The organism is Paraburkholderia fungorum, from assembly GCF_900099835.1.
In the GTDB taxonomy this organism is placed as follows: Bacteria; Pseudomonadota; Gammaproteobacteria; order Burkholderiales; family Burkholderiaceae; genus Paraburkholderia; species Paraburkholderia fungorum_A.
On sequence record NZ_FNKP01000001.1, the window covers coordinates 431,198 to 456,081 of the forward strand.

At 61.7% G+C, this 24,884-nt stretch carries 22 protein-coding genes; 6 read left to right on the forward strand and 16 right to left on the reverse strand.

What is annotated here, in order from left to right; all coding sequences use genetic code 11:
* Positions 1-41 precede the first annotated feature (41 nt).
* From hslU to BLS41_RS02000, 9 genes are all read right to left on the reverse strand, one after another.
* Complete coding sequence (hslU, locus tag BLS41_RS01960; protein WP_074762701.1) at positions 42-1,391, reverse strand: ATP-dependent protease ATPase subunit HslU; 1,350 nt, start codon at positions 1,389-1,391, stop codon at positions 42-44.
* A 9-nt stretch (positions 1,392-1,400) separates the two neighbouring features.
* Entirely contained in the window at positions 1,401-1,937 is a 537-nt protein-coding gene (gene hslV, locus BLS41_RS01965) for an ATP-dependent protease subunit HslV (protein ID WP_074762702.1), read from the reverse strand.
* 458 nt (positions 1,938-2,395) lie between these two features.
* Positions 2,396-2,815: an RNA polymerase-binding protein DksA gene (dksA, locus tag BLS41_RS01970; protein ID WP_012431412.1), complete on the reverse strand. Its 420-nt coding sequence runs from the start codon at positions 2,813-2,815 to the stop codon at positions 2,396-2,398.
* Between the two features lie 764 nt (positions 2,816-3,579).
* Positions 3,580-4,683 carry a CobW family GTP-binding protein gene (locus BLS41_RS01975; RefSeq protein ID WP_074762703.1) on the reverse strand — a complete coding sequence of 368 codons (1,104 nt, stop codon included), beginning with the start codon at positions 4,681-4,683 and terminating at the stop codon, positions 3,580-3,582.
* Positions 4,684-4,873: 190 nt separating this feature from the next.
* The gene (locus tag BLS41_RS01980) at positions 4,874-6,076 is read right to left on the reverse strand and encodes a class I SAM-dependent rRNA methyltransferase (RefSeq protein ID WP_074762704.1); all 1,203 of its coding nucleotides are present in this window, start codon (positions 6,074-6,076) and stop codon (positions 4,874-4,876) included.
* 118 nt (positions 6,077-6,194) lie between these two features.
* Positions 6,195-7,121 (reverse strand): tyrosine recombinase XerC, encoded by a 927-nt coding sequence (gene xerC, locus BLS41_RS01985; RefSeq protein WP_074762705.1) that lies wholly within the window; start codon positions 7,119-7,121, stop codon positions 6,195-6,197.
* Positions 7,122-7,161: 40 nt separating this feature from the next.
* Positions 7,162-7,884, reverse strand: a complete 723-nt coding sequence (locus tag BLS41_RS01990) for a DUF484 family protein (RefSeq protein WP_074762706.1) — start codon at positions 7,882-7,884, stop codon at positions 7,162-7,164.
* 152 nt (positions 7,885-8,036) lie between these two features.
* Positions 8,037-8,900 carry a diaminopimelate epimerase gene (gene dapF, locus BLS41_RS01995; protein WP_074762707.1) on the reverse strand — a complete coding sequence of 288 codons (864 nt, stop codon included), beginning with the start codon at positions 8,898-8,900 and terminating at the stop codon, positions 8,037-8,039.
* A 113-nt stretch (positions 8,901-9,013) separates the two neighbouring features.
* Entirely contained in the window at positions 9,014-9,898 is an 885-nt protein-coding gene (locus BLS41_RS02000; RefSeq protein WP_074762708.1) for a lipid A biosynthesis lauroyl acyltransferase, read from the reverse strand.
* A gap of 287 nt (positions 9,899-10,185) precedes the next feature.
* Between BLS41_RS02000 and metK the strand changes: the two genes are divergently transcribed.
* Positions 10,186-11,376, forward strand: a complete 1,191-nt coding sequence (gene metK, locus BLS41_RS02005; protein ID WP_074762709.1) for a methionine adenosyltransferase — start codon at positions 10,186-10,188, stop codon at positions 11,374-11,376.
* Between the two features lie 255 nt (positions 11,377-11,631).
* Here metK and BLS41_RS02010 read toward each other — a convergent pair whose 3' ends face one another.
* Positions 11,632-12,000: a hypothetical protein gene (locus BLS41_RS02010; protein WP_074766216.1), complete on the reverse strand. Its 369-nt coding sequence runs from the start codon at positions 11,998-12,000 to the stop codon at positions 11,632-11,634.
* Between BLS41_RS02010 and BLS41_RS38235 the strand changes: the two genes are divergently transcribed.
* Complete coding sequence (locus tag BLS41_RS38235) at positions 11,999-12,343, forward strand: hypothetical protein (protein ID WP_143026204.1); 345 nt, start codon at positions 11,999-12,001, stop codon at positions 12,341-12,343. The genes BLS41_RS02010 and BLS41_RS38235 overlap by 2 nt on opposite strands.
* A gap of 129 nt (positions 12,344-12,472) precedes the next feature.
* Positions 12,473-13,234, forward strand: coding sequence for a phytanoyl-CoA dioxygenase family protein (locus tag BLS41_RS02015; protein WP_074762710.1), 762 nt, complete (start codon positions 12,473-12,475; stop codon positions 13,232-13,234).
* Positions 13,235-13,321: 87 nt separating this feature from the next.
* Here BLS41_RS02015 and BLS41_RS02020 read toward each other — a convergent pair whose 3' ends face one another.
* Positions 13,322-13,528: a DUF3185 family protein gene (locus BLS41_RS02020; RefSeq protein WP_074762711.1), complete on the reverse strand. Its 207-nt coding sequence runs from the start codon at positions 13,526-13,528 to the stop codon at positions 13,322-13,324.
* Between the two features lie 230 nt (positions 13,529-13,758).
* Between BLS41_RS02020 and mgrA the strand changes: the two genes are divergently transcribed.
* Positions 13,759-14,802: an L-glyceraldehyde 3-phosphate reductase gene (gene mgrA, locus BLS41_RS02025; protein ID WP_074762712.1), complete on the forward strand. Its 1,044-nt coding sequence runs from the start codon at positions 13,759-13,761 to the stop codon at positions 14,800-14,802.
* Between the two features lie 63 nt (positions 14,803-14,865).
* On the opposite strand, the gene BLS41_RS02030 is transcribed toward mgrA, so the two are convergent.
* The 5 genes from BLS41_RS02030 to BLS41_RS02050 form a co-directional block, all read right to left on the reverse strand.
* Positions 14,866-15,051 (reverse strand): hypothetical protein, encoded by a 186-nt coding sequence (locus BLS41_RS02030; RefSeq protein ID WP_074762713.1) that lies wholly within the window; start codon positions 15,049-15,051, stop codon positions 14,866-14,868.
* Between the two features lie 279 nt (positions 15,052-15,330).
* On the reverse strand, positions 15,331-16,542 hold the full coding sequence (locus tag BLS41_RS02035) for an MFS transporter (protein ID WP_253189602.1): 1,212 nt from the start codon (positions 16,540-16,542) through the stop codon (positions 15,331-15,333).
* Between the two features lie 459 nt (positions 16,543-17,001).
* Positions 17,002-18,552 (reverse strand): efflux transporter outer membrane subunit, encoded by a 1,551-nt coding sequence (locus tag BLS41_RS02040; RefSeq protein WP_143026205.1) that lies wholly within the window; start codon positions 18,550-18,552, stop codon positions 17,002-17,004.
* Positions 18,549-19,811, reverse strand: a complete 1,263-nt coding sequence (locus tag BLS41_RS02045) for an efflux RND transporter periplasmic adaptor subunit (RefSeq protein WP_074762715.1) — start codon at positions 19,809-19,811, stop codon at positions 18,549-18,551. Before BLS41_RS02045 ends, BLS41_RS02040 begins: the two co-directional genes overlap by 4 nt.
* Before the next feature lie 85 nt (positions 19,812-19,896).
* Complete coding sequence (locus BLS41_RS02050) at positions 19,897-23,079, reverse strand: efflux RND transporter permease subunit (protein WP_074762716.1); 3,183 nt, start codon at positions 23,077-23,079, stop codon at positions 19,897-19,899.
* A 394-nt stretch (positions 23,080-23,473) separates the two neighbouring features.
* Between BLS41_RS02050 and BLS41_RS02055 the strand changes: the two genes are divergently transcribed.
* Positions 23,474-23,686, forward strand: a complete 213-nt coding sequence (locus BLS41_RS02055; RefSeq protein ID WP_074762717.1) for a hypothetical protein — start codon at positions 23,474-23,476, stop codon at positions 23,684-23,686.
* A 140-nt stretch (positions 23,687-23,826) separates the two neighbouring features.
* Entirely contained in the window at positions 23,827-24,855 is a 1,029-nt protein-coding gene (locus BLS41_RS02060) for a serine/threonine protein kinase (RefSeq protein ID WP_074766219.1), read from the forward strand.
* Positions 24,856-24,884: the final 29 nt, after the last annotated feature.

Here is a 24,884-nt window from a genome sequence, read left to right on the forward strand (position 1 = left end):
CCCGTTTTTTATGCTTCAAAGTTTGGATCTACGTCAGGCGATCACAGCACGTAACGCGACAGATCTTCGTCCTCGGCAACTTCGTTCAGCGCGCGATCCACGTAAGCCGCGTCGATCTGCAGCTTGTGACCCGAGTGATTGCCTGCCGAGAACGACACTTCTTCAAGTAGTTTCTCGATCACCGTGTACAGACGCCGTGCGCCGATGTTCTCGGTCTTCTCGTTGACTGCGTACGCGATTTCGGCGAGGCGGCGAATGCCGTCGTCGGCGAATTCGAGGTGCACGTCTTCGGTCGCGAGCAATGCCTGGTATTGCTTGACGAGGCTTGCATCCGTGGATACGAGGATCGATTCGAAGTCGTTCACCGACAGCGAATCGAGTTCGACGCGAATCGGGAAACGCCCCTGCAATTCGGGAATCAGATCGCTCGGCTTGGCCAGATGAAACGCGCCGCTCGCGATGAACAGAATGTGGTCGGTCTTCACCATGCCGTACTTGGTGTTGATCGTCGTGCCTTCGACCAGCGGCAGCAGATCGCGCTGCACGCCCTGACGCGACACTTCACCACCGCCGCTGCCTTCACTGCGCGACGCGATCTTGTCGATTTCGTCGAGAAACACGATGCCGTTCTGCTCGACGTTCTGGACGGCCTTGGTTTTCACCTCTTCGTCGTTGAGCATCTTGCCCGCTTCTTCGTCGGTGAGAAGCTTCAGCGCTTCCTTCACCTTCAGCTTGCGGCGCGTTTTCTTGCCGCCGCCGATGTTCGCGAACATCGAGCGAATCTGCTCGGTCATGTCTTCCATGCCCGGAGGACCCATGATGTCCATGCTGGCTTGCGGCTGTTCGACGTCAAGCTCGATTTCCTTGTCGTCGAGCAGGCCTTCACGCAGACGCTTGCGGAAAGTCTGACGCGTGCTGCCGCTTTCGTCGGCGGTGTCGGTGGCGCTCGAACTTGCACCGAAGCCGACCGCGCGCGCGCTCGGCAGCAGAATATCGAGGATGCGGTCTTCGGCCAGATCGCCCGCCTTGGTCCGCACTTTGCGCATTTCGGTTTCGCGGGTCTGCTTGACCGAGATTTCGATCAGATCGCGCACGATGCTGTCCACGTCGCGACCCACGTAGCCCACTTCGGTGAACTTGGTCGCTTCGATCTTGATGAACGGCGCGTCGGCAAGCTTCGCCAGGCGTCGCGCGATTTCGGTTTTGCCGACGCCGGTCGGTCCGATCATCAGAATGTTTTTCGGCGTGATTTCCTGGCGCAGCGGGTCTTCGACCTGCTGACGGCGCCAGCGGTTACGCAGCGCGACGGCCACGGCCTTCTTCGCGCGGCCCTGGCCGATGATGTGTTTGTCGAGTTCAGAGACGATCTCTGCAGGGGTCATTGTGCTCATCGTGGGTCCTTACTCGATCGTCTCAATGACGCGGTTGTGGTTCGTGTAGATACACATGTCGCCGGCAATCTCCAGCGACTTCTCCACGATTTCGCGGGGCGACAGTTCCGTGTTCTGGGCCAGCGCAATCGCCGCGGCTTGCGCATACGAACCACCCGAACCGATTGCGCAGATGCCGCCTTCGGGGTCGAGCACGTCGCCGTTGCCGGTGATGACGAGGGTGGTGGTGGCGTCGGCGGTAATCAGCATGGCTTCCAGACGGCGCAGCATGCGGTCGGTGCGCCAGTCTTTCGCGAGTTCGACGGCGGCGCGCGTGAGGTTGCCCTGGTGTTTTTCCAGCTTCGCTTCGAAGCGGTCGAGCAGCGAGAAGGCGTCGGCCGTGCCGCCGGCGAAGCCGACCAGCACCTTGCCGTTATAGATGCGCCGGACTTTCCTCGCACCGCCCTTCATGACGATGTTGCCCAGTGTCACCTGGCCGTCGCCGCCGAGCGCGACCTTGTCGCCGCGGCGCACGGAGACGATCGTCGTGCCGTGAAATTGCTCCATATGCGTTCCTCTTTGCAAAACGGGTAGGACGCAGCAGCGCGGTGCGCTACCGCATGAATCCTGAAAGCGGACGGCGCGCGACATTGAAAGCAGGCACTCAGGTCGGCGCGCTCGTGCAGCGCATGTCCGATTTATTTTAGGGCGTACGCGGTCATATCAAGAGCCGCCAGAAGGCATAAGACAAAAAACAGGTGATTGAGAACGGAAGAGGGGAGTGACGCAAATCGGAACGTGCGTCGGAGTGGTGTTCGAGATCGCGTGCGCGGAATCGCGCGAGGAAAGCCGCGTGCAGCAGTGAGTACCCGCTTACGTGGCAGGTCGCGTCGCATCGCGCGAAGCCGCATTTCCCAATGGGCGGCAACCGCTGTCGCACAAAAGAAAAAAGGCGCACGGAGCACCGTGCGCCTCTCGACGAAGCAGCGTGTCAGGGCGCGGAGCCGAAGCCGCGCCGGTGGCGATCAGTCGCCGAACAGCTTCTGGCGCAGTTCGCGGCGTTCCTGCGCTTCGAGCGACAGGGTGGCAGTGGGACGTGCGAGCAAACGCGGAATGCCGATCGGCTCGCCGGTTTCTTCGCACCAGCCGTAGTCGCCGGAATCGATCCGCGCGATGGATTGCTGCACCTTCTTCAGCAGCTTGCGCTCGCGGTCGCGCGTGCGCAGTTCGAGCGCATGCTCTTCCTCGATCGTCGCGCGGTCGGCCGGGTCGGGCACGATCACCGTTTCGCGAAGATTTTCGGTCGTTTGGCCGGCATTGCGGAGAATGTCCGCCTGCAGTTGTTCGAGCTTGTTCTTGAAGAAGGCGAGCTGATCCTCATTCATGTAATCCTTGTCGCTCATCTTCAGGATTTCGGCTTCGGTCAAGAGTCGTTTCGTCGTCATCTGGCTTACTTCTTCAATGTGAGGCAAAACTCTTACATAGTGCCCGCACTTTCGTATTGCCCGCAAAGGCGCCTTGAGGACGCGAAAGCGCAGGCGGGCACGGACGGTGGACTGTCGTGACGCCGAAGCGCCTGGCGCCCACACGCCGGGCGTCGCAACGCCAATGCGGGGCCGAACTCCTCTGGAAACCGATTCTCAAATGCTCCTGAGGTATTGCTTGCCGGCAGCGACCTTTTCAGGCTGTGCCAGCCGGCATTGTCGGCGTGATTTCCGGACAAGATTTTCCGGCGCCGCTTCAGGCCCGGCGCGGCATACGCGCATACCGGGCAATTCGTTGTCATTCTCCAGTGGGCACGTATTGTAACTGAATCACAATCCCGCACCGCATCTGGTGAAAATCCCCTTGCGGCGCACTGATATCCCGAAAATATAACGCGCGTTGAGCCAAAAAGCGATGGTAGTGCACGCTTTAATGCAACAGGGTTTTCACGCGTTTTTCACACATGCGATCTTTAAGGGACCGTTCGGCCACTCACGCACGTATTTAGCAGATGATTAACGCCATCTGCGATTTATTTTGCGTCGATACCGATGTCGTGGGAATTAGCATATTGCGTGCCGCCCGGTAGATGCGACACGGTGGATCTGCTTTTCCGGTTAAGGCGGTTCGGCGAATCACGAGGGGTGCAAAAAGCACAAACAGTGCAAAAGATGCCACCCGCAACGCGCCGAACGCGCTAACCCATTCACTTATGCGAGCCCGCTCAGGCGAGGCAGGCGTCCAGACCGTCGGTGATCAGGTCTTGCGGCAGTTCGATGCCGATAAACACCATCTTGTTGGTCTTTTTCTCGATCGGCTGCCATTTGGCGGCCAGATCGCTGCCCATCATCTGATGTACGCCCTGGAACACGACCTTGCGATCCACGCCCTTCATATACAGCACGCCCTTGTAGCGCAGCAGGCGTTCACCGTAAATCTGCAGGATGCCGCCGAGGAAGTCTTCGAGCTTGTTCGGATCGAACGGGCGGTCGTTGCGGTACACGAACGACTTGATCTTGTCGTCGTGATGCGCGTGATGGTGATGTCCGTGGTCGTGGCCTTCGTGGTCGCACTTGCCGTGGTCGTGATCGCAATTTTCGTGATCGTGCCCGGCGTGATCCGCGTGCGTATGGCCGTGCTCGTCATGCGCGTGAGCGTGGCTGTGTGCGTGTTCGTCCTCGACGAGGAAGTCCGGATCGATTTCGAGCTTCGAATTCAGGTTGAAACCGCGCAGGTCGAAGATTTCCTTGATGTCCGCTTCGCCGAAATTGACGGTCTTGACCGCGGCGCGCGGGTTCATGTGAAGCAGGCGGTGACGCAGGTCGTCTACGTGCTTTTCGTCGACCAGATCGGCCTTCGTGATGAACAGGCGATCGGCGAAACCGACCTGGCGCTGTACCACTTCGTGCTCGTCGAGCTGATGGTTCGCATGCTTCGCGTCGACCAGCGTGATGATCGCGTCGAGCAGGTATTCGCTGGCGATCTGGTCGTCCATGAAGAAGGTCTGCGCGACCGGGCCCGGATTGGCAAGGCCGGTCGTTTCGATCACGACGCGGTCGAAATCGACCAGACCCGAGACCTTTTGCGATGCCAGATCGCCGAGCACGCGCGACAGGTCGCCGCGAATCGTGCAGCAGATGCAGCCGTTGCTCATCTGGATGATCTGCTCGCTCGTGTCCTGCACGAGAATTTCGTTGTCGATGTTCTCTTCGCCGAACTCGTTCTCGATCACGGCGATCTTCATGCCGTGCTTTTCATTCAGGATGCGCTTGAGCAGGGTCGTTTTGCCGCTGCCGAGAAAGCCGGTCAGGATGGTGACTGGGATCATGTTGGTCGCCTGTATGTACGTGAAACGGTGCGTAATTGGGTGAATTCGCGGTCGGTAAGCGGGCGCGGCAGCCTCGCGGCGCGCAGCCCTGTCCAGCCGGTTATTGAAACATATCTGCCGGGCCTGCGCTGGCGAGCCGCAATGCGCGACGCCATCGGCGGCCTGAAATAGCCATAGGAACTATGGGCGATCAGGCGATTTGCAACAGCAGGCCCTTGAGGTATTCGCCTTCCGGGAAAGCCGTCAACAGCGGATGATCCACACCCGCGCCGAGGCGCTTCAGAATGCGGGCGTCGACGCGGGCGTCGGCAGCCGCGCTGGAGACGATCTTCTGGAACAACTCCGAGTCGATCGCGCCGGAGCACGAGTAGGTGAACAGCAAGCCGCCCGGGCGCAGCAGTTTCAGGCCGGTCAGGTTGATGTCTTTATAAGCACGTGACGCGCGGTCCACGTGTTCTTTCGACGGTGCGAATTTCGGCGGATCGAGCACGATCAGGTCGAAACGCTCGCCTTCGTCGTACAGACGGCGCAGCGTCTTGAACGCGTCGGCGTCGAGCCACGTGGCGCGTTCGGCGTCGAAGCCGTTGGCCGCGACGTTCTGCTGGGCCAACGTCAGAGCTTCACCCGATGAATCGACCGAAACCACGCGCTTGGCGCCGCCCTTCAGCGCCGCCAGCGAGAAACCGCCGGTGTAGCAGAAGCAGTTCAGCACCTCGCGATCCTGCGCGAGTTGTTGCACCAGCAGGCGGTTGTCGCGCTGATCGACGTAGAAGCCGGTCTTATGGCCGTTGAGCACGTCGACGTGATAGCGCACGCCGTTTTCGCTAGCGATCAGCTTGTCCGACGGCGGTTCGCCCGCCAGCACGCCGGTGATCTGCTCAAGCCCTTCCTTCTGGCGGATCGACACGTCCGAGCGCTCGTAGACGTTCGGGCAACCGGTCGCGCCGACCAGCGCCGCGACGATCGCTTCCTTCCACGCTTCGACGCCCGTCGCCATGAACTGGCAGACCAGCTGGCTGCGCTGACCTTCGTCTTCGGCGACGTAGTGATCGACGATCAGGCCGGGCAGGCCGTCCGCTTCGCCGAAAATCAGCCGCACTGCGCCGGTGTCGTGGACCATCGTCTGACGATGTGCGAGCGCGCGCTGCACGCGGCGCTTGAAGAACGCGTGGTCGATCGGCTCGCTTTCGTCGAAGCTCCACACGCGGGCGCGGATCTGCGAATGCGGGCTGTAGGCGGCGCGTGCGAGGAAGCGGCCGTCGTGCGCGCGCACCAGCACGGTCGCGCCGGGCGCGGGATTGCCGTCGACGCGGTCGATCGCGTTGGCATAGACCCACGGGTGGCGGCGCAGCAGCGACTTTTCTTTCGACGGTTTGAGCGTAACGGTATTCATCAGGATGTCAGCAGGGCAATGAGCGGTGAACGATTAACCAGGTGGCGGGGTGGCCGGATGGCAAAACGCTCACGGCGGGGACAGCGAAAAGGGGACGACAAAACCGCAAAAAGCGGCGTCAGTCGCGTTTTTTGGCGCGCGGATGCGCCTGATCGTAGACCTTGGCGAGATGCTGGAAATCGAGCCCGGTATAAACCTGCGTCGCGGTGATGCTGGCGTGGCCGAGCAACTCCTGAACGGCGCGCAGATCGCCGCTCGACTGCAGCACGTGCGTGGCGAACGAATGCCGCAACACGTGCGGATGCACGTTGGCGGGAATGCCGGCAGCCAGCGCCGCGCGCTTCACGCGGTCTCGCACGACATTCGGCGACAGCCGGTTGCCGCGCGCCGACAGAAAGAGCGGATGCGGATCGTGCTTCACCATCTGGTCGCGCACCGCGAGCCAGGCTCGCAAAGCTTCCAGCGCCTTGCTGCCGACCGGCACGAGGCGGCGTCGGTTGCCCTTGCCGAGCACTTCGACTTCGGCGGAATCCAGCTTGAGCCAGCCGGCGGAGCGGTAGCCGTCGGCGTCGGTGTACCGCGCGTCGAGACCGACCAGTTCCGCGAGACGCAGCCCGGACGAGTAGAACAGTTCGAGGATCGCATCATCGCGCAAACCTTCCGCCGATTCAGGGCGCGGGCTGTCCATCAGGCGCGCGGTGTCGTCGACGGAGAGGGCTTTGGGCAGCGTCTTGGCCTGCTTCGGCGCGCGCACGGCGGCGACGGGGTTGGCCGGCAGATCGATGCGGCCGGCGAGCCAGCGATAAAACGCGCGCCACGCCGACAACCGGTGGCTGATCGAGCGAGCCGTCAGTCCGCCCGCGTGCGCTCGCGATACGGCGCCGCGAATGTCCACGGCGGTGAGGCTTTCCAGCGGCCGGCCTTTGGCCAGCAACCGGAGTTCTTCGAGTTCGTGCGCGTAGCCGCGCAGCGTATGCGCCGACAGCCGCCGCTCATGTTCGAGATTCGACAGATAAGCGGCGATCGGGTCGGCGGCGTCGGTCACGGTGGGCTTGGGCGGCGGCTGGCGCGGGATGATCGCAGGATCAGCGCGGCAAAAGGCGGCTCAGCGCGGCGCTGGCCAGCGCGCCGATCTGCGTCAGGAAGTCGGTGGCCATGCCGTCGTGGAAGCGGCGTGCGTCCGCCGAGCCCATCACCAGCAAGCCGAACGTGGGCGCGTCTTCCTTGCCTTCGGGGTCGCGCAGCGCAAGCAGTGCGATCGATTCGGTGACGTGCGGCTGATCGGCTGCGCCGTTGCCGGAGGCGTTTTCATCGCTCGCTGCGTTCGCTGCCGGCATCAGCCATTGCGCGGCTTCGAAGCCCGTGTTCGCGCCGCAATACGGCGACGTGAGGCTGCTCGCGAAAATGCGCACTTCCTCGCCGGTATGACGTGCGAAATCGGCCTGTGCGTAAGGCTCGGCGACATCCCACACGCGCAGTGCCGCTTGCGGCACGTCGAAGATTTCGCGCAAGCCGGTGGCGATGGTGCGCGGCAATGCGTACGGATCGCGCTCGCCCAGCACGCGAATGGTCCAACGGTTGAATTTCGACGCGATGCTGTCGTTCTCGTGACCGTAGCGCAGCAATTCGGCCAGGCGCCGTTCGAGATGCTTGTTCTTGTCGCGCAGCATTTCCATCTGCCGCTCCTGCAGCGACACCGCGGCTTTGCCATGCGGGTTCGCAAGCCGGATAGTCGCGAGCATTTCCGCGTGGTCGGCGAAGAATTCGGGGGTGGCGAGCAGGTAGTCGGCGACTTCGCGATCGTTCATGGTTTCGGCTAAAGGACTACGGGACGCCGCCTGAGGCGGCGCATCGGTCAATCAGTTCAGGCGGCCGTTAATCGTCGATGACGCGCGTCGATGAGACGCTACCTGCTTCGATAATCGGCCAGCCAGTCATTCAATCCGCTCGATCGGGCCGGTCAGTCGGCCAGCTCGATTTCGGCCGAGAAGACGGTCGCGGCGGGGCCGGCCATCAGCAACGGCTCGTTTTCCTTCGCGCTGTCCCACGTGATGGTGAGCTTGCCGCCGTGCGTGTGCACCAGCACCGGCGCATCCAGCAGACCGCGACGGATGCCCGCGGCCACCGCCGCACACGCGCCCGTGCCGCAGGCCAGCGTCTCGCCCGCGCCACGTTCGTAGACGCGCAGCTTGACCTCGCTACGGCCGACGATCTGCATGAAGCCCGCGTTCACCCGCTGCGGAAAGCGCGCATGCTTCTCGATCACCGGACCTTCGACCAGCACCGGGAATGCCTCGACGTCGTCGACGATCTGCACCGCGTGCGGATTGCCCATCGACACCACTGAAATCCAGCGGGTCGTGCCGTTCACGTCGAGCGGCCAGAGCGTGTCCGCGCCTTCGCGGCGGCCCACGATCCCTTTGGTGGCGAACGGCACGCGTTCCGGTTCGAACACCGGCGCGCCCATGTCGACCAGCACTTCGCCGTTTTCCTGCATGGTCAGCGTGATGGTGCCGTTCTGCACCTGCACGCGCACTGTGCGTTGATCGGTGAGGCCGTTGTCGCGCACGAACTTGACGAAGCAGCGCGCGCCGTTGCCGCAATGCTCGACTTCGCCACCGTCGCAATTGAAGATGCGGTACCTGAAATCGACGCCTTCAATGGTGGGCTTTTCGACCAGCAGAAGCTGGTCGGCGCCGACGCCGAAATGCCGGTCCGCGAGCGCGCGCACCTGCGCCGGCGTCAGGTTGACCGGTTGGGTGTAGCCGTCGAGCACGACAAAGTCGTTGCCCGCGCCGTGCATTTTGGTGAATTTCAATTTCATCGCGCTATTGTAAGTGACGCGCCCGCGGGTGCGCCGAACGCCGCATTATTTCCGCGTTCGGGCGCTTTTTTCGCGGACTCGGTGGATTACGTTGGGCGTGCCGGTCGTGCCGATCAATAAACGCTCGGGTCGCCTGGCGGCCGGGTCTTGAAGCGCTTGTGCACCCAGTAATACTGCTCGGGAATCAAAGGAATCTGTTCTTCGAGAAACGCGTTCATTCGACGTGCGTCCGCGTCGTCGTCGCCGGTCGGATAGTTGTCCCACGGCTTGAACACCTTCAGCCGATAACCCTTGTAGTTCGGCAGCACCTCGCCGATGAACGGCACGACCTGCGCATGCCCGACCTTCGCGAGACGTCCCACGGCGGTCAGCGTGCAGGTCGGCACACCGAAAAAGGGCACGAAGGTGGAATTGCGCGCGCCGTAATCCATGTCCGCGCCGAGCATCACCGGTTTGCGTTCGCGCAGCCAGCGCAGCACGATGCGCGCGCTGTCGGCGCGGCTCGCCATATCCGCGCCGAAACGCGCCCGCGCCGCTTTGGCGACTTCGTCGAGTTCATGGTTCGACATCGGCTGATAAAGCGAACCGCACTGGCGCTTGAGCGAGTAATTCAGAAAGATCGAGCCAGCCTCGATGCCCACAAAGTGAAAGCCGAGCAGCAGCGTAGGCGGCATATCCGGGTCCGTCAGATCGATTTCGCTGTCCACCTGGACCAGCTTCTCGAGCTTTTTCGCGGAGCCGAACCACTGCACGCTGCGCTCCAGATAGCTGCGGATCGCGTGGCGAAAATGCTTCTGCGCGACGTCTTCGCGGCGCTCGTCGCTCCATTCCGGGAAGCACAACTTCAGATTGATATGAACGATGCGCTTGCGCCGGCTCGGAATCTGATAGAGCAGCCAGCCGAGGCCGTCACCGAGACGGGCGATGAACCCGTACGGCAGCAGCGCGAAAAGTTTTAGCAACCCGATCGCGAGCTTCACCCCATATCGGCTCAGCATGCGGCCTCCGAAAAGGAGGGGTGACACGTAACGGGTTTCAGGAAAGCGGAAAAGTTGTCGTAATACCGCACTCGTGGACACTCTGTGACAATCAATGGAAGTCGCTATAATAAGGGCTTCGCCGAGTTAATAGACAACTTGCGGGGCGAAGCTGGCAGGTGCGATCCACGTGTTAATCGTGTGAAAAGCGCCGGTCGGTCAGGTAATCCGCTAAAGCGTCGCCGCTTCAGACTCCCGAAGCTGGCTACGTGAAACTCAACCGTAACCACACAACAGGAGTCTGCAACGTGGCAAACGACTATCTCTTCACTTCCGAATCCGTCTCCGAAGGCCATCCCGACAAAGTCGCGGACCAGATTTCGGACGCCATTCTCGACGCCATCCTCGCGCAGGACAAATATTCGCGTGTCGCAGCCGAAACGCTGTGCAACACGGGTCTCGTCGTGCTGGCCGGTGAAATCACCACGACCGCGAACGTCGATTACATCCAGGTCGCGCGCAACACGATCAAGCGCATCGGCTACGACAACACCGACTACGGCATCGACTACCGCGGCTGCGCGGTGCTCGTCGCGTACGACAAGCAATCGCCGGACATCGCCCAGGGCGTGGACCGCGCGCACGACAACAACCTCGATCAAGGCGCTGGCGACCAGGGCCTGATGTTCGGCTATGCGTGTGAAGAAACGCCGGAACTGATGCCGTTGCCGATCCACCTGTCGCACCGTCTGGTCGAGCGTCAGGCGAATCTGCGCCGTGACGGCCGTTTGCCGTGGCTGCGCCCGGATGCGAAGTCGCAGGTCACCGTGCGTTACGTCGACGGCAAGCCGCATTCGATCGACACCGTCGTGCTGTCCACGCAGCATTCGCCGGACATCGATCTGAACACGCTGCGCGAAGCTGTGATCGAAGAAGTCATCAAGCCGACGTTGCCGGCTGACCTGATCAAGGGCGACATCAAGTTCCTGGTGAACCCGACCGGCCGTTTCGTGATTGGCGGTCCGCAAGGCGACTGCGGTCTGACGGGCCGCAAGATCATCGTCGATACGTACGGCGGTGCTGCTCCGCACGGCGGCGGCGCGTTCTCGGGCAAGGACCCGTCGAAGGTCGACCGTTCGGCGGCTTACGCCGGCCGTTACGTCGCGAAGAACATCGTGGCCGCTGGTCTGGCTTCGCGCTGCCTGATTCAGGTTTCGTACGCGATCGGCGTGGCTCAGCCGACCTCGGTCATGGTCAACACGTTCGGCACGGGCCGCGTGTCGGATGCGACGATCACGCGTCTGGTGCAGGAGCATTTCGACCTGCGTCCGAAGGGCATCATCCAGATGCTGGACCTGCTGCGTCCGATCTACGAGAAGAGCGCTGCGTATGGCCACTTCGGCCGCGAAGAGCCGGAATTCACGTGGGAAGCCACCGACAAGGCTCTGGCACTCGCCGAAGCCGCCGGCACGGAACCGGTTGCCGCGCTGGCTGAATAAGCGCTAGCCGCACACGTTTCAGAAGCGAAAAACCCCGCACGGCGAAAGCCGTGCGGGGTTTTTTGTTGCCGGTTGCGTTGCGCTGAACAGCAGCGAGATGAAAGCGCGGTTTCCGTCCGAACTGCGCAAGCCAGGGTGCTCGCTTAAGCGCACCTGGATCATGCTGGTTACAGCCAATACCTGCATCGCGCTGTTTGCCGTCCAGGTCGCGCCAACGCTATTGCATCGCGTTGAAAAGCTGCTTTAACGATTCGCTCAGCGGCTCGAAAACGCGAACGCGAACCAGCCCGTGCTGCCGTTCGTCGACATCCGGCGCGGCTTGCGGCTCGTGTTCTTCGGCGCGGCGATGGCAATGCGCTTCTTCAGCGACAGATGCAGCGGCGTCGGTTTGCGCAGCAGCGTGCGAAGTGAAAAGCGTCGCGAACTGCCCTGCAATCGCAATGCGGAGAAGAATGTGTGGAACCACGTGCGAATGCCGTCGACGGCTTTCGCATCGCGCCACTGTTCGCCTAATGCGCGGGTGCGCGTGGCGTGGTGACGCAGCGCGCGCATCACATGACGGCGCGCAGGACGCGCCGCTTTCAGCGCGGCGCGGGTAAGACGGGTGCTCAGAAGAGTATGCATGGCTTCACAAGTGGGCAATGTGTCGCGCGACGGAAAGTGCGCCATTAGCAGCACCAAATGTGCCAATAACGGCGTCGCGATAAACGGCACGAATGCCCGGAATTCGACTGAAAAAAGCGCGGAGGCCGACGGCTCGGGCCTTGACGGCCGGTGCACGGTGCAAAAACGCGGGAGTGACGATCAACATGCGTGCAGGCTACACGCGATTCGTGACGCCAGAAAGTCGGTTTTTACCCTGCGAATACGGGTTTTTACCGGGTTGATCGCAGCGCATACCGGATCGATCGCGCCCTTTGCGGTCGATTATCGTGCGTGTTTGCCCATTCAACGTGCCACCCAATAAATCGCGACGCGTGAAAGTAGTGCGTAAGGCGGTAAGGTCATCGCGACTCGCGGCACGGTGAAACTGCGCGCACCGCCATCGCGCCCGTTTTACAATCGAGCATCAGTTAGTGAACAGTAACGGAACACCATGTCACTTCATTCGAAGAAAGAGCAGATTCATACGTTGCGGGAGCAGGGTTTTGTCGTCGTGCCCGGATTGGTGTCACCCGAGCGCTGCGAAGAACTGAAGCAGATTGCGCAGCAGCAGTTGGTCGAAGCCGCCACGCCGATCGAGTTCGAAGCGGATCTGCAATATCCGGGCGCGCCGTCTTCGAAGCATGCGCCTGGCGGACATACGGTGCGGCGTTTGCTCGACGCATATGGCCGTCACCCGGCGTTTGCGCAATGGGCGACCGCGCCGGAAATCCGCGGCTGGATGGAACTGTATTTCGGTGAAGAGCCGCGTCTGTCGCGTGCGCATCACAACTGCATGATGACCAAGCACCCGGCGTACGGCAGCCTGACCGGCTGGCATCGCGATGTGCGTTACTGGTCGTTCGAGCGGGACGATCTGGTGTCGGTGTGGCTCGCGGTAGGTTCCGAAACCGTCGACAACGGCGCTCTGTGGCTGGTGCCGAAATCGCACAACGCTCCGTTCACATCGGATCGTTTCGATGAAGCCAAGTTTTTCCGTTCGGATCTGGAAGAAAATCAGGCGTGGATTCGCAGTGCCGTGTCGCCCGAACTCAAAGCCGGCGACGTGGTGTTTTTCCACTGCAACACGCTGCATTCAGCGGGCAAGAATCTCAGCGATCAGGTGAAGTTTTCGCTCGTGTACACCTATCACGGTGCGAGCAATGTGCCGTTGCCGGGAACCCGGTCGGCGGCGAAGCCTGAGGTGGCGTTTTAATTTGCCGATTCCGGCAGCGGCGCTTGAATGTGTTTAATCAGCATTCGAACAGACAGACCACCAGGCGCCGCGCCAATCACGAATCCATTACCGCTTGCGTCCGGACAACGCCATGCCGGTGATTCCCGCAAGCGTCGCCACCACGCCACCCACGATCAGCATGATCGCCTTGTTGCTCGGCGAACCGGTGAAAAAGCGCGCGACGTCGCTGCTCACCGAATTGAACGCCTGCCCGCCGAAATACAACAACACGATACCGCCGACAATCAGCGCGATCGAAATCGCTTTCGTCATCTGATGCTCTCCCTTGACTTTGATCGGCCAAAGTTTAGGGGAGCGGTCAGCAATCGTCCATCCCGCATACTGGGCGCATGCACGTCTCGCTTCGATTGGCTAACATAGCGGTCTGCCTGCCGCTTTACCTCGATAAAACAGACAACAGATCGCAGCAGAACGCCTCCGCAGCACGCGATTGCCTCACGCCCGCAATGACCGGGTGACTTCCACCAACAAGGACACAAGCAATGGCTTACGAAGCAGCTTCAGAACGCTATTCGGACATGCAGTACCGCGTCTGCGGCAAATCGGGTCTCAAACTGCCGGCGCTCTCGCTCGGCCTGTGGCACAACTTCGGCGACACCACGCCGATCTCCACGCAGCGCGACATCCTGCGCACGGCCTTCGATCTCGGCATCACGCACTTCGACCTCGCGAACAACTACGGCCCTCCGTACGGCAGTGCGGAAACGAATTTCGGCCGCCTGTTCAAGGACGACTTCAAGCCGTATCGCGATGAACTGCTGATCTCGTCGAAGGCGGGTTGGGATATGTGGCCGGGTCCGTACGGCCAGGGCGGCGGTTCGCGCAAGTACGTGCTCGCGAGTCTCGACCAGAGCCTGCAACGCATGGGCCTCGACTACGTCGACATTTTCTATTCGCATCGTTTCGATGCGGACACGCCGCTCGAAGAAACCGCCGGCGCATTGGCGACTGCGGTTCAGCAGGGCAAGGCTCTGTACATCGGCATTTCGTCGTACTCGGCAGCGAAGACGCTCGAAATGACGAAGCTGCTCGCCGAATACAAGGTGCCGATGTTGATTCATCAACCGGCGTACAACATGCTCAACCGCTGGATCGAGCATGAGTTGCTCGATACGCTGGAGCAGGTCGGCGCGGGTTCGATCGCGTTCACGCCGCTCGCGCAAGGTCTCTTGACCGGCAAGTATCTGAACGGCGTGCCGGACGACGCGCGCGTCAACAAGCCGGGTGGCGGCTCGCTGAAGCAGGAGCATTTGAGCCCGCAAAATATCGAGCACGTGCGCAAGCTGAACGACATCGCCCAGCGTCGCGGACAAAGCCTCGCGCAGATGGCGCTTGCGTGGGCGCTGCGCGATCCACGCGTGACGTCGGTGCTGATCGGTGCGAGCCGTGCTGAACAGGTGCGCGAGAACGTCGGCGCGCTGAAGAACCTCGCGTTTTCGAAGGACGAACTCGCCGAGATCGATCGCTATGCGACCGAAGGTGGAATCAACCTCTGGGAAAAGCCGTCCACGGATCAGGCGATCTGATCCGCGAAACGTCACCCCGTCAGTAGAAAAGCCGCCCGTGAGGCGGCTTTTTTTGCGCTGTCGCTAGACCAGTGCGGGCAATCCTTCGACCAGCGCGACCGCGCACATCACGCCGATCAGCGCGCCAACGACCCGCAGCGCGTTGTGCCGCAATTCCGTCTTGCAGGGAAGCGCGCCGACAAACAGCGCACCGGCCAGCGCCATCGGAATCACCAGGATGAAATCGCCGATCGTGAAGTAGGTCGTCATGGTTGTCTCCTTATGTATTACTGGCGAAGGCGGCGGCTCCTTTCATGGAGTCATGTATCGCCAAAGCTCAGTTTGAGTATAGGAGACAGTTTGACCAACATAACGACGCCCGGCGGCGTTTCGACAGCTATTCGCAAGCTGCTGAAACCAGAGCCATCAAGGCTCGCCGAGATTGGCGCGGCGCAGCAAAACGCGAAGAAAAAATGAAGCGTTTGCTTACGTCGTCCTTACTTTTTGATCGTATTTCATGCGATACGGATTACAACGTGACTCGCGCGATCACCTCGCGATTTGTTCGCGTCCGCGTAACCGGGTCGCCGCAACAATGCCGATAACGAGCAGCGTGCCGACCAATCCGGCGACGCCGTTCCAGCCGTGATTTGCCCACACATGACCGCCGTACGAACCGATCAGGCTCGACCCGGTGTAATACGCGAGCAGATACAGCGCGGCCGCCTGGCCTTTCGCTTCTTTCGCGAGGCGACCGACCCAGCCGCTCGCCACCGAGTGTCCGGCGAAAAAGCCGAACGTCACGCAGGCAATGCCGGCTGTGATCGCGGCCAGCGGATGGAGCAGCGTGAGCGCGAGACCGAGCACCATCAGCAGCAGGCTGGCGGTGAGCACACGCGCGCGGCCGAACGTGTCGGCCATGCGTCCCGACCACGGCGATGCAACCACGCCCGTCAGATACACGACGAAGATCGCGCCGATTTCCGTTTGACTCAACTGGTACGGCGGCGCGAGCAGCCGGTAACCGATGTAGTTGTACAGCGTGACAAAGCTGCCCATCAGCACGAAGCCTTGCAGGAACAGCAGCGGCAGGCCGGGTCGCGTGAATTGCTTGAGCAGCGCCGTGCGGTGATGCGCGAAGCCGAGCCCGCGGCGCGGCACGAAATGGCGTGACGGCGGCAGCAGCGCGCGAAAAGCGAGCATCGACAGAAGACCGAGCACGCCGATCGTGCCGATCGCGACGCGCCACGAGAACAGATCCGCGACCACGCCGGTGATCACGCGACCGGCCATGCCGCCGATTGCAGTGCCGCCGACGTAGAGGCCCATCGCGAGCCCGAGGCCGTCGGGATGCACTTCCTCGGCGAGGTAGGCCATCGCGACGGCGGGCACACCGCCGAGCGCGAGGCCTTCGAGCGTGCGCAGCACCAGCAGTTGATGCCATTGCGGCGCGATCGACACGCAGATCGTCAGCACCGCGGAGACGGTGAGCGAGAGCGTCATCAGCTTGTGACGGCTCCATCCTTCCGAAACGAAACCGGCGACAAAAATGGCGAGCGCGAGTGCAGCGGTGCTGAACGACAGCGACAGGCTGGACTGCGCGGGCGTCACGTTGAACGTCGCGGAGAACGCGGGCAGCAACGGCTGTACGCAGTAAAGCAGCGAGAATGTGGCGTATCCGGCGAACAGCAGCGCGATGCTGGCGCGCCAGTAGGCTCGCGAACCGCGTTCCAGGTAGGGGATATCAGCGACGTCGGACAAGGCGGAGGCGGTGAAGGAAGCAGACGAAGTGGGAGCAGCCGATGAAGCAGTCCGGTGGGATTCCGGCGAGGGGGTCACAAAAAAATCTCCTGGGAGGAAGCGAAGTCTTCGAAGGAGTTAACGATACGCTGAAAAGAACGATTGGGTTGGCGGGGCGGGCAGCGGGGATAGATGAGAGGGGGGAGGCAAGGGCGAAGGGCGAAGGGCGAAGGGCGAAAACCGGAGAGCGAGAGCACAAGGCGCAAGGCACAAGGCACAAGGCACACGGCGAGATAGCGCGGGGCCAAGTCGGCTTGTCGTGAAGCGCGAGGGGGCGTTGTTCACGCACGCACGAAGCGAAATAGCGACGGATTAAGCGGCATTGCTAATGCGTTCAGTCCAGCGCGGGAGCGTGGAAGCACCAAAAAAGCCACGTCACTCGCCTCAGCACCTTTCCCCTCGCCCGCAAAAAAACGCCGCTCAACCGTGCGCCGCCCCGGCCCCCGCCCCCGCCCCCGTATCGCTCGCGCTCGCAGGCGCCGGCGGATGCACGATCTGCTCATCAGTCGGCAGATCTGACACGTTCCAGCCGCCGCCCAATGCCTTCACCAGCGCGACGCTCGCAGCCATCCGCCGACGCGCGATCGACACCGCATTGCGCTCATTCGTCAGAGCCGTAGTCTGCGCGACGACCACATCCAGATAGGTAATCGCGCCGTTCTTATAGCGGTCCGACACGACCGCCAGCGACCGTTGCGCGGCGCTTACCGCGTCGTCCTGCGCGCTGGCTTCCTGTTCGAGCACACGCAGCGCGGCGAGATTGTCCTCGACCTCGCCGAAGGCCGTGAGCACCGTTTGACGGTATTGCGCGACGCTTTCGTCGTAGTGCGCGCGCGCCTGTTCTTTCACGGATGCGCGTCCGCCGAAATCCAGCAGCGTGCCCGCGAGCGCCGGTCCGAGCGACCACAAGCGGCTCGGCGCGAGCAGCCACTGGCTGTAGTTGGTCGCTTCGAGTCCGTCCGTCACCGACAGCACGAGGCTCGGGAAAAACGCCGCCGTCGCCACGCCGATCTGTGCGTTCATATCGGCAACCTGTCTTTCCGCCGCTGCAATGTCGGGCCGTCGCTCAAGCAACGTGGACGGCACGCCCGCTGCCGCCACCACCGGCACGGCCGTGAGCGGCGCAACCGGCAACGAGAAAGTGGAAGGCGACTGGCCGATCAGGATCGCGATCGCGTGTTCGAGCTGCGCGCGCTGCACGCCGAGATCGAGTGCCTGTGCCTGCGTGGTTTTGAGTTGCGTTTGCGCCTGCGCGACGTCGGCGTCGGTGGCGATGCCGCCCGCGTAACGATGCTGCGTCAGATCGAGCGCTTCGCTGTAGGCCTTGAGCGTGTCGTCGAGAAGCTGGCGCTCCTGATCGAGTCCGCGTAGCTCGAAGTAGTCGGTGGCGAGTTCGGCCTGCATCGACAGAAGCACGGCCTGGGCGTCGGCGGCACTGGCTTGCGCCTGGGCTTTCGCGCCTTCGACGCTGCGCGACACGCGACCCCACAGGTCAGGTTCCCACGACGCGTCCGCTTGTACGAGGTAGTCGTTCAGCGTGAGGCCAGCGGTCGATTTGTGCAGCACGTTCTCCGACGACCGTGCCCGCGAATAGTTGCCATTTGCGCTGACGACCGGGAAGAAGCTCGACCGGTATTGCGCGACGGTCGCGCGGGCGGCGCGAAAGCGCGCTTCGGCCGACTGCACGTTCTGGTTGGCGGTGGCGACCTGCTGTTCGAGCGAATCGAGCGATGGGTCTGCGTAGATGTTCCACCAGGCGCCGCGCGTGAGCGTATCGGCGGGCTGCGCAGGTTGCCAGCCGCTGCCCGCGAGTTCCTTGTAGGTGGCGGCCGTGGTGGTGGGCGGCTTCACGTAGTCGGGGCCGACGGTACAGGCGGTGAGCGCGAACACAAGCGCAGCGACTGACCAAACTCGCGTATAAGCGCGCCCGCGTGACCGTGTGGATTCGCCGCGTGAGACCAGCGCGTTCATGACGACGCCTCCGCTTTCCCTTCGCCGCCTGGCGCTGCGGAAGCACCAGAAGCACCCTTCGCGTTATCCGCCTTGCGCGGTGCAATCCGCACCGCCGCTCCGTCGACGATCGAATCCTGCGGATTCAGAATCACCTGTTCGTTGCCTTGCAAACCCGACGCAATCGCCACACGTGTGCCGAAGTCCGTTCCCAGCGATACCGGCAACAACCTCACCTTGTGATCGGCGTCCACGGTCGCGACCTTCACGCCATCCGGGCGAAACAGAAATGCGTTGCCCGGTAGCGTGAACGGCGCCTCGCCTGTGCCCAACGCAAAATGCACCTGCGCATACGCACCCGGCAGCAATTCGCCGCTGCGATTGTCGACATCGACTTCGACCAGCATCGTGCGTTGTTGCGCATCGACTGCGCCCGCCGTACGCGCCACCGTCCCCGGATAATGCTTCGATGGCGTTTCCGTCAGCGTCAAAAACGCGCTCTGCTGCGCGCGGATTTGCTGTGCGTATGCCTGCGGCACGTTCACATACACTCGCAGACGATCCGCCTGCGCAACATGAAACAGTTCCTTCGTCGGACCGCCCGCGCTGCCCGCGTCGATCAGCGCGCCGACATCGACATTGCGCGCGGTCACCGTGCCGTCGAACGGCGCGTAGACCTTCTGGAACGATTGCGTTTTTTCGAGTCGCGCAACGTTGAAGCGCGCGGCGTCGAGCGTGGCTTTTTTCGCCAGCATGTCGCCAACTTTTTCCTCGGTTTCCTGCTTCGATACCGACTTGCTTTTCAGCATGTCGGTCCAGCGATCGGCGGTGCTTTTCGCCAGCGCGTAATTGGCCTCGGCATTCGCGAGATCCGCGCGGGCGGCGCGCAACTGATCGTCCACTTCGGGCGTGTCGATTTCCGCGAGCAACTGGCCGCTCTTCACATGTGCGCCGATATCGGCGTACCACTTCTTCAGATAGCCGCTGGTGCGTGCATAGATCGGCGTGTCGAGAAAAGCCTGCACATTGCCGGGCAAAACAAGATCGAGCCCAACCGACGACTTCTGCGGCCGCACCACTTCGACGCTCAACTGGCTCGCATGCTCCGCATCGCGTTCGAGCGCGGCGTGCGCATCGTGACGCGACCAGATGCCTTGCGCGGCGAGCGCAATCACGGCCAACGCCACCGCGACGGCAATTGCGCGAGTGCGCTTCGTTTTTGCGGGACGGTGCGCAGTATCGGTATCGGAACTGGAACCGTCCGGACGTTTTGCTTCCATCAGACTTCCCCTGTGAAGATGCGTGGGCAGTCGGCGCTGCCTCTTGTGTAGCGTGTCATTGCGATGGCGATGGCGTTAGTCGGCTTCATGGTTTCTGCACCACGTGTTCGGCCGCGCGCAGACGCCGCGCCGCGAGCCGTTTGTAGATCATCGAGAACACCACCGGCACGAAGATCAGCGTCGCCAGCGTGCCGACCGTCAGACCGCCGATCACCGCGCGCCCGAGCGGCGCGTTCTGCTCGCCACCTTCGCCGAGACCGATCGCCATCGGCACCATGCCGATGATCATCGCGAGCGCGGTCATCAGCACCGGACGGAAACGCGTGAAGCCTGCTTCGATTGCCGCGCGCGTGGCGTCGCCGTGTTCGAGTAACTGCTCGCGCGCGAAGCTGATCACGAGAATCGCGTTGGCCGTGGCGATACCGATACACATGATCGCGCCGGTCAGCGCGGGAATCGACAGCGTGGTGTGCGTGAGAAACAGCATCCACACGATGCCCGCGAGCGCACCCGGCAGCGCGGTGATGATGATGAACGGATCGAGCCACGACTGGAAATTCACGACGATCAGCAGATACACCAGCAGGATCGCGAACACGAGCCCGGCGAACAGACCCGAGAACGAATCGTTCATGGTCTGCACCTGGCCGCGCACTTCGATAGTCGATGTTTTCGGCAGCTCCGCCTTCGAGTCGTCGATGATCTTGCGGATATCGTCCGAGACGCCGCCGAGATCGCGACCGTCGGCGGTGCCGTAAATATCGATCGTGGTCTGCGCGTTGTAGTGGTTGATCGTTGCATTGCCGGCTTCGCGCTTCATCGTCGCGAGCGAGCCAAGAATGTTGCTGCGACCGTTCGCGTTCAACGGAATATTCGCGAGCGATTGCAGCGAATCGATCGTGTATTGCGGCGCTTCCGTGATCACGTTATAGCTCACGCCATTGCGCGGATTGAGCCAGAACGTCGGCGTGGTTTGCTGGCTGCCCGACAGCGTGATCAGCAGATTGCTCGCGATGTCGTGTTGCGAGAAACCGGCTTGCTGTGCGCGCGTGCGGTCCACGTCGATGAAAATACGCGGCAAATCCGCAGGCTGCTGGATGCGGGCATCGGCGAGACCCGGCACTGCGCGCAGACGGTTCAGCAACTTCGCAGCAAACACGCGATTGCCCGCGACATCGCGGCCCACGATCTGAATATCGATCGGCGACGGCATGCCGAAATTCAGCGTCTGACTGACGATATCCGCCGGTAGAAACGCGAACTGCACGCCGGGAAATTCGTCGGTGAGCGTGCGCCGCAGCGTGCGAACGTAATCGGCGCTCGGATGATGATCGGGATTGAGCGTGATGAGCACGTCCGCATCCGACGTGCCGATCGTGCCGGTGCTGCCGTACGAAAGATTGATACCCGACACCGGCAAACCGATATTGTCGATGATCGAATGCAACTCGCCCGCAGGGATCAACTGACGAATGCGCGTATCGACCCGATCGGTCATGACCGCTGTTTCTTCCACACGCATGCCGGTTTTCGCACGCAGATGCAGCGCGATGGTGCCTGCATCGACGGCCGGGAAAAAGTCGCGACCGATAAACGGCACGAGCAGCATCGACGCGCCACAGCAAACCAGAAACAGCGTAACGAAAAGACCCGGCCGCGCAACGCGTGCTTCGAGGAACACGCGATAACGGTCGCGCAAACGCGAGAAGCCGCGCTCGAATGCATAGTGAACCCGCATGAACGGATTGCGCGTTTGCACAGACCCGTGATGCGCGGTCGTCGCCACATGGTGATGGCGTAGCAGGTATTTCGCGAGCGTCGGCACGAGCGTACGTGAGAAGAAATACGACGCCAGCATCGCGAACACCACGGCTTCCGCGAGCGGAATGAACAGATAGTGCGCGACGCCCGTCAGCATGAACATCGGCACGAACACGATGCAGATGGACAGCGTCGACACCAGCGTCGGAATCGCAATCTGATGCGCGCCGTCGAGAATCGCCTGCTCGAGATTTTTGCCCTGTTCCAGTTGATGGCTGATGTTTTCGATCGCGACGGTCGCATCGTCCACCAGAATCCCGACCGCGAGCGCGAGGCCGCCGAGCGTCATGATGTTGATGGTTTCGCCGAGCATCGAGAGCGCGATGATCGATGTGATCATCGACAGAGGAATCGACACGGCGATGATTAGCGTTGCGCGCCAGTTGCCGAGGAACAACAGAATCATCAGACCTGTCAGGCACGCGGCGATCAACGCTTCGCGCAATACGCCCTGCACGGAAGCACGCACGAATAGCGATTGATCGGCAACGGGGTCGATATTTAGCGACTCGGGCACGAGATTGCGCAGCGTTGGCATCATCGATTTGATGCGGTCGACGATTTCCAGTGTGGACGTATTGCCGCTTTTGTTAATCGTGAGCAGCGCCGCGCGTTGGCCGTTCACGCGCACGATATTGGTTTGCGGCTGGAAGCCGTCGCGAACATGCGCGACATCGCGAATATAAACGGTGCCGTTCGCGGTGGATCTGATCGGAATATTGTTGAGGCCGGCGAGCGAATCCGGGCTGCCGTTCATTTCCACCGAGTATTCAGTCGAGCCGATTTTCGCGGTGCCCGACGGCAGAATCAGGTTCTGCGCGGTGACCGCGTTGACCACATCGAGCGGCGACAGATTGCGCTCCTGCAATTTGCGCGAATCGATATCGACCATGATCTGCCGCTGCTTGCCGCCATACGGCAATGGCACCGACGCGCCGGGCACGGTGGCGAGTTGCGTCTTCAGAAAATTATTGCCGAAGTCGAACAGCTCCTGCTCGGTCAGCGACGCCGACGACAACGCGAGCCGCAAGATCGGCACCGTCGACGCGTTATAGCGCAGGATATTCGGCGGCGTGATGCCAGGCGGCAGCGAGCGCAATTGCGTTTGCGACAGCGCGGTGACCTGAGCCAGCGCTTCGTCGATATTCGCGTGCGGCTGGAAAAAAATCTTGATGACGGCGATGCCGTTCAGCGAAGTCGATTCCGTATGTTCAATATCATTGACGGTGGTCGCGAGGCCGCGCTCGTAATTGAGCACGATGCGCTTTTCCATTTCGTCGGCGGGCAGACCGTTATACGACCAGATTACCGAGAGCACCGGTATATCGATGTTCGGGAAAATGTCGGTGGGCGTACGAAGAATGGTCAGCGGCCCGACGATCAGAAGTAGCAGGGCCAGGACGACAAAGGTATAGGGGCGCCGAAGCGCGAGTCGAACAATCCACATGACTAGCGCAATCGATAAATGCCGATGACAGCGAGCTTACGCGGCCCGCAAACGTTGCAAATAAGCTGGACGTTGTGCACGTTTTTGATATCTCCCCCCGGGTGGGTTTATGATTGTCTCGTTACGACGCGTTAAGCCGAGATGATGGTTTGAGCGAGCCGTAATTGGAATAGGGCGAAACGACGGGTGAAGCGGTTTTTACCTGCATTTTTGATATTTTCGTTTGCACTTTCCAAAGTCCCTTAAAACGGGAACAATGACTTTCAACCTCTCACGCGTATCACGCGCAGCAGATTGGGTGCGTAAGCAACGTTATCGACGGAGCGACGCTTTTATCATCACCTTGACCGGCGCGAAATCATAAAGCCGGCTACGGGAGAAACGGGGAAACATCATGCAAATCGGTTCCATTGTCCGATCGGTGCACATCGCCGTGCCGCAAGGCGCGCGCGGAATTGTCATGCGCATTCTGGGCGACATGGCCATGGTTGCGTGGTACGCGGGCGAGCCCGGTACGTCGCAGCACCTGAATACTGAACCCTTTTTTCTCGAAGACCTGATCGATACGGGCGAGCAGGTGCGTCCGTCCAGCGCGCAGATACATTGATCGTGCTGTGAGTTTCGCTACGTGCGCGCGATGTTAAGCGTGTTGTAAGTCACGCTGAAGTCGCCGTGTCATTCGTATGTTCAACCGCAACGTGAGCCGTGGCCCTCGTCTTTGACGGCGGCGCGGCGCACAATGCGGGCATGAACGACGACATTTCCGATCCTCAGGACGGCGCCACTAGCGCCGCGCCTTTCGCCCGGCTCCAGCCGGAAATCGTGCTCGACGCGCTCGACAGCGTGCTCAGCACGGCAGGCGTGCGCACCGATGGCCGCATGCTGCCGCTCAACAGCTACGAGAACCGTGTGTACCAGGTGGGCGTCGAAGACGGTCCGCCGGTTGTCGCGAAGTTCTATCGTCCGGAGCGTTGGAGCGATGCCGCGATTCTCGAAGAGCACGCGTTCGTCGCCGACCTCGCCGCGCGCGAGATTCCGGCAGTGCCCGCGCGCGTACTTGATGGCCGCACGCTGCATACGTTCGACGGCTACCGCTTTTCGATCTTCGAGCGACGCGGCGGTCGCGCGCCGGACCTCGACCGTAGCGACACGCTCGAATGGCTTGGGCGGTTTATCGGCCGCATTCACGCGGTTGGTCAGACGCAAAATTACGCCGAACGTCCTACGCTCGACATCAACACCTTCGGCTACGAGCCGCGCGACTTTTTGCTCGCGCAGCGTTTCGTCCCCGACGACGTTCGCACTGCATGGGAAACCGTTGTGAATCTCGCGCTCGAAGGTGTGGAGCGCGCGTTCGAGCGTGCCGGCGAAATTCGCATGCTGCGAATGCACGGCGATTGTCATCCGAGCAATGTGTTGTGGACCGATGCCGGCCCGCATTTCGTCGACTTCGACGATAGCCGGATGGGTCCGGCCGTGCAGGATTTGTGGCTATTGCTACCGGGCGAGCGTGCCGAGGCATCGCGTGCGCTGGCCGATCTGCTCGCCGGATACGAAGATTTCTGCGAATTCGAGCCGCGCGAACTCTATCTGGTCGAAGCGTTGCGCACACTGCGGCTGGTTCACTATCAGGCGTGGCTTGCGCGCCGCTGGGACGACCCCGCGTTTCCCGCAGCGTTTCCGTGGTTCAACACGCAGCGCTACTGGGAAGACCGCATCCTCGAAATGCGCGAGCAACTCGGCGCCATGCAGGAAGGGCCGCTCTGGCCGGTTTGAACCCTGCGATTCGAGTTTCGAGTGTGGCG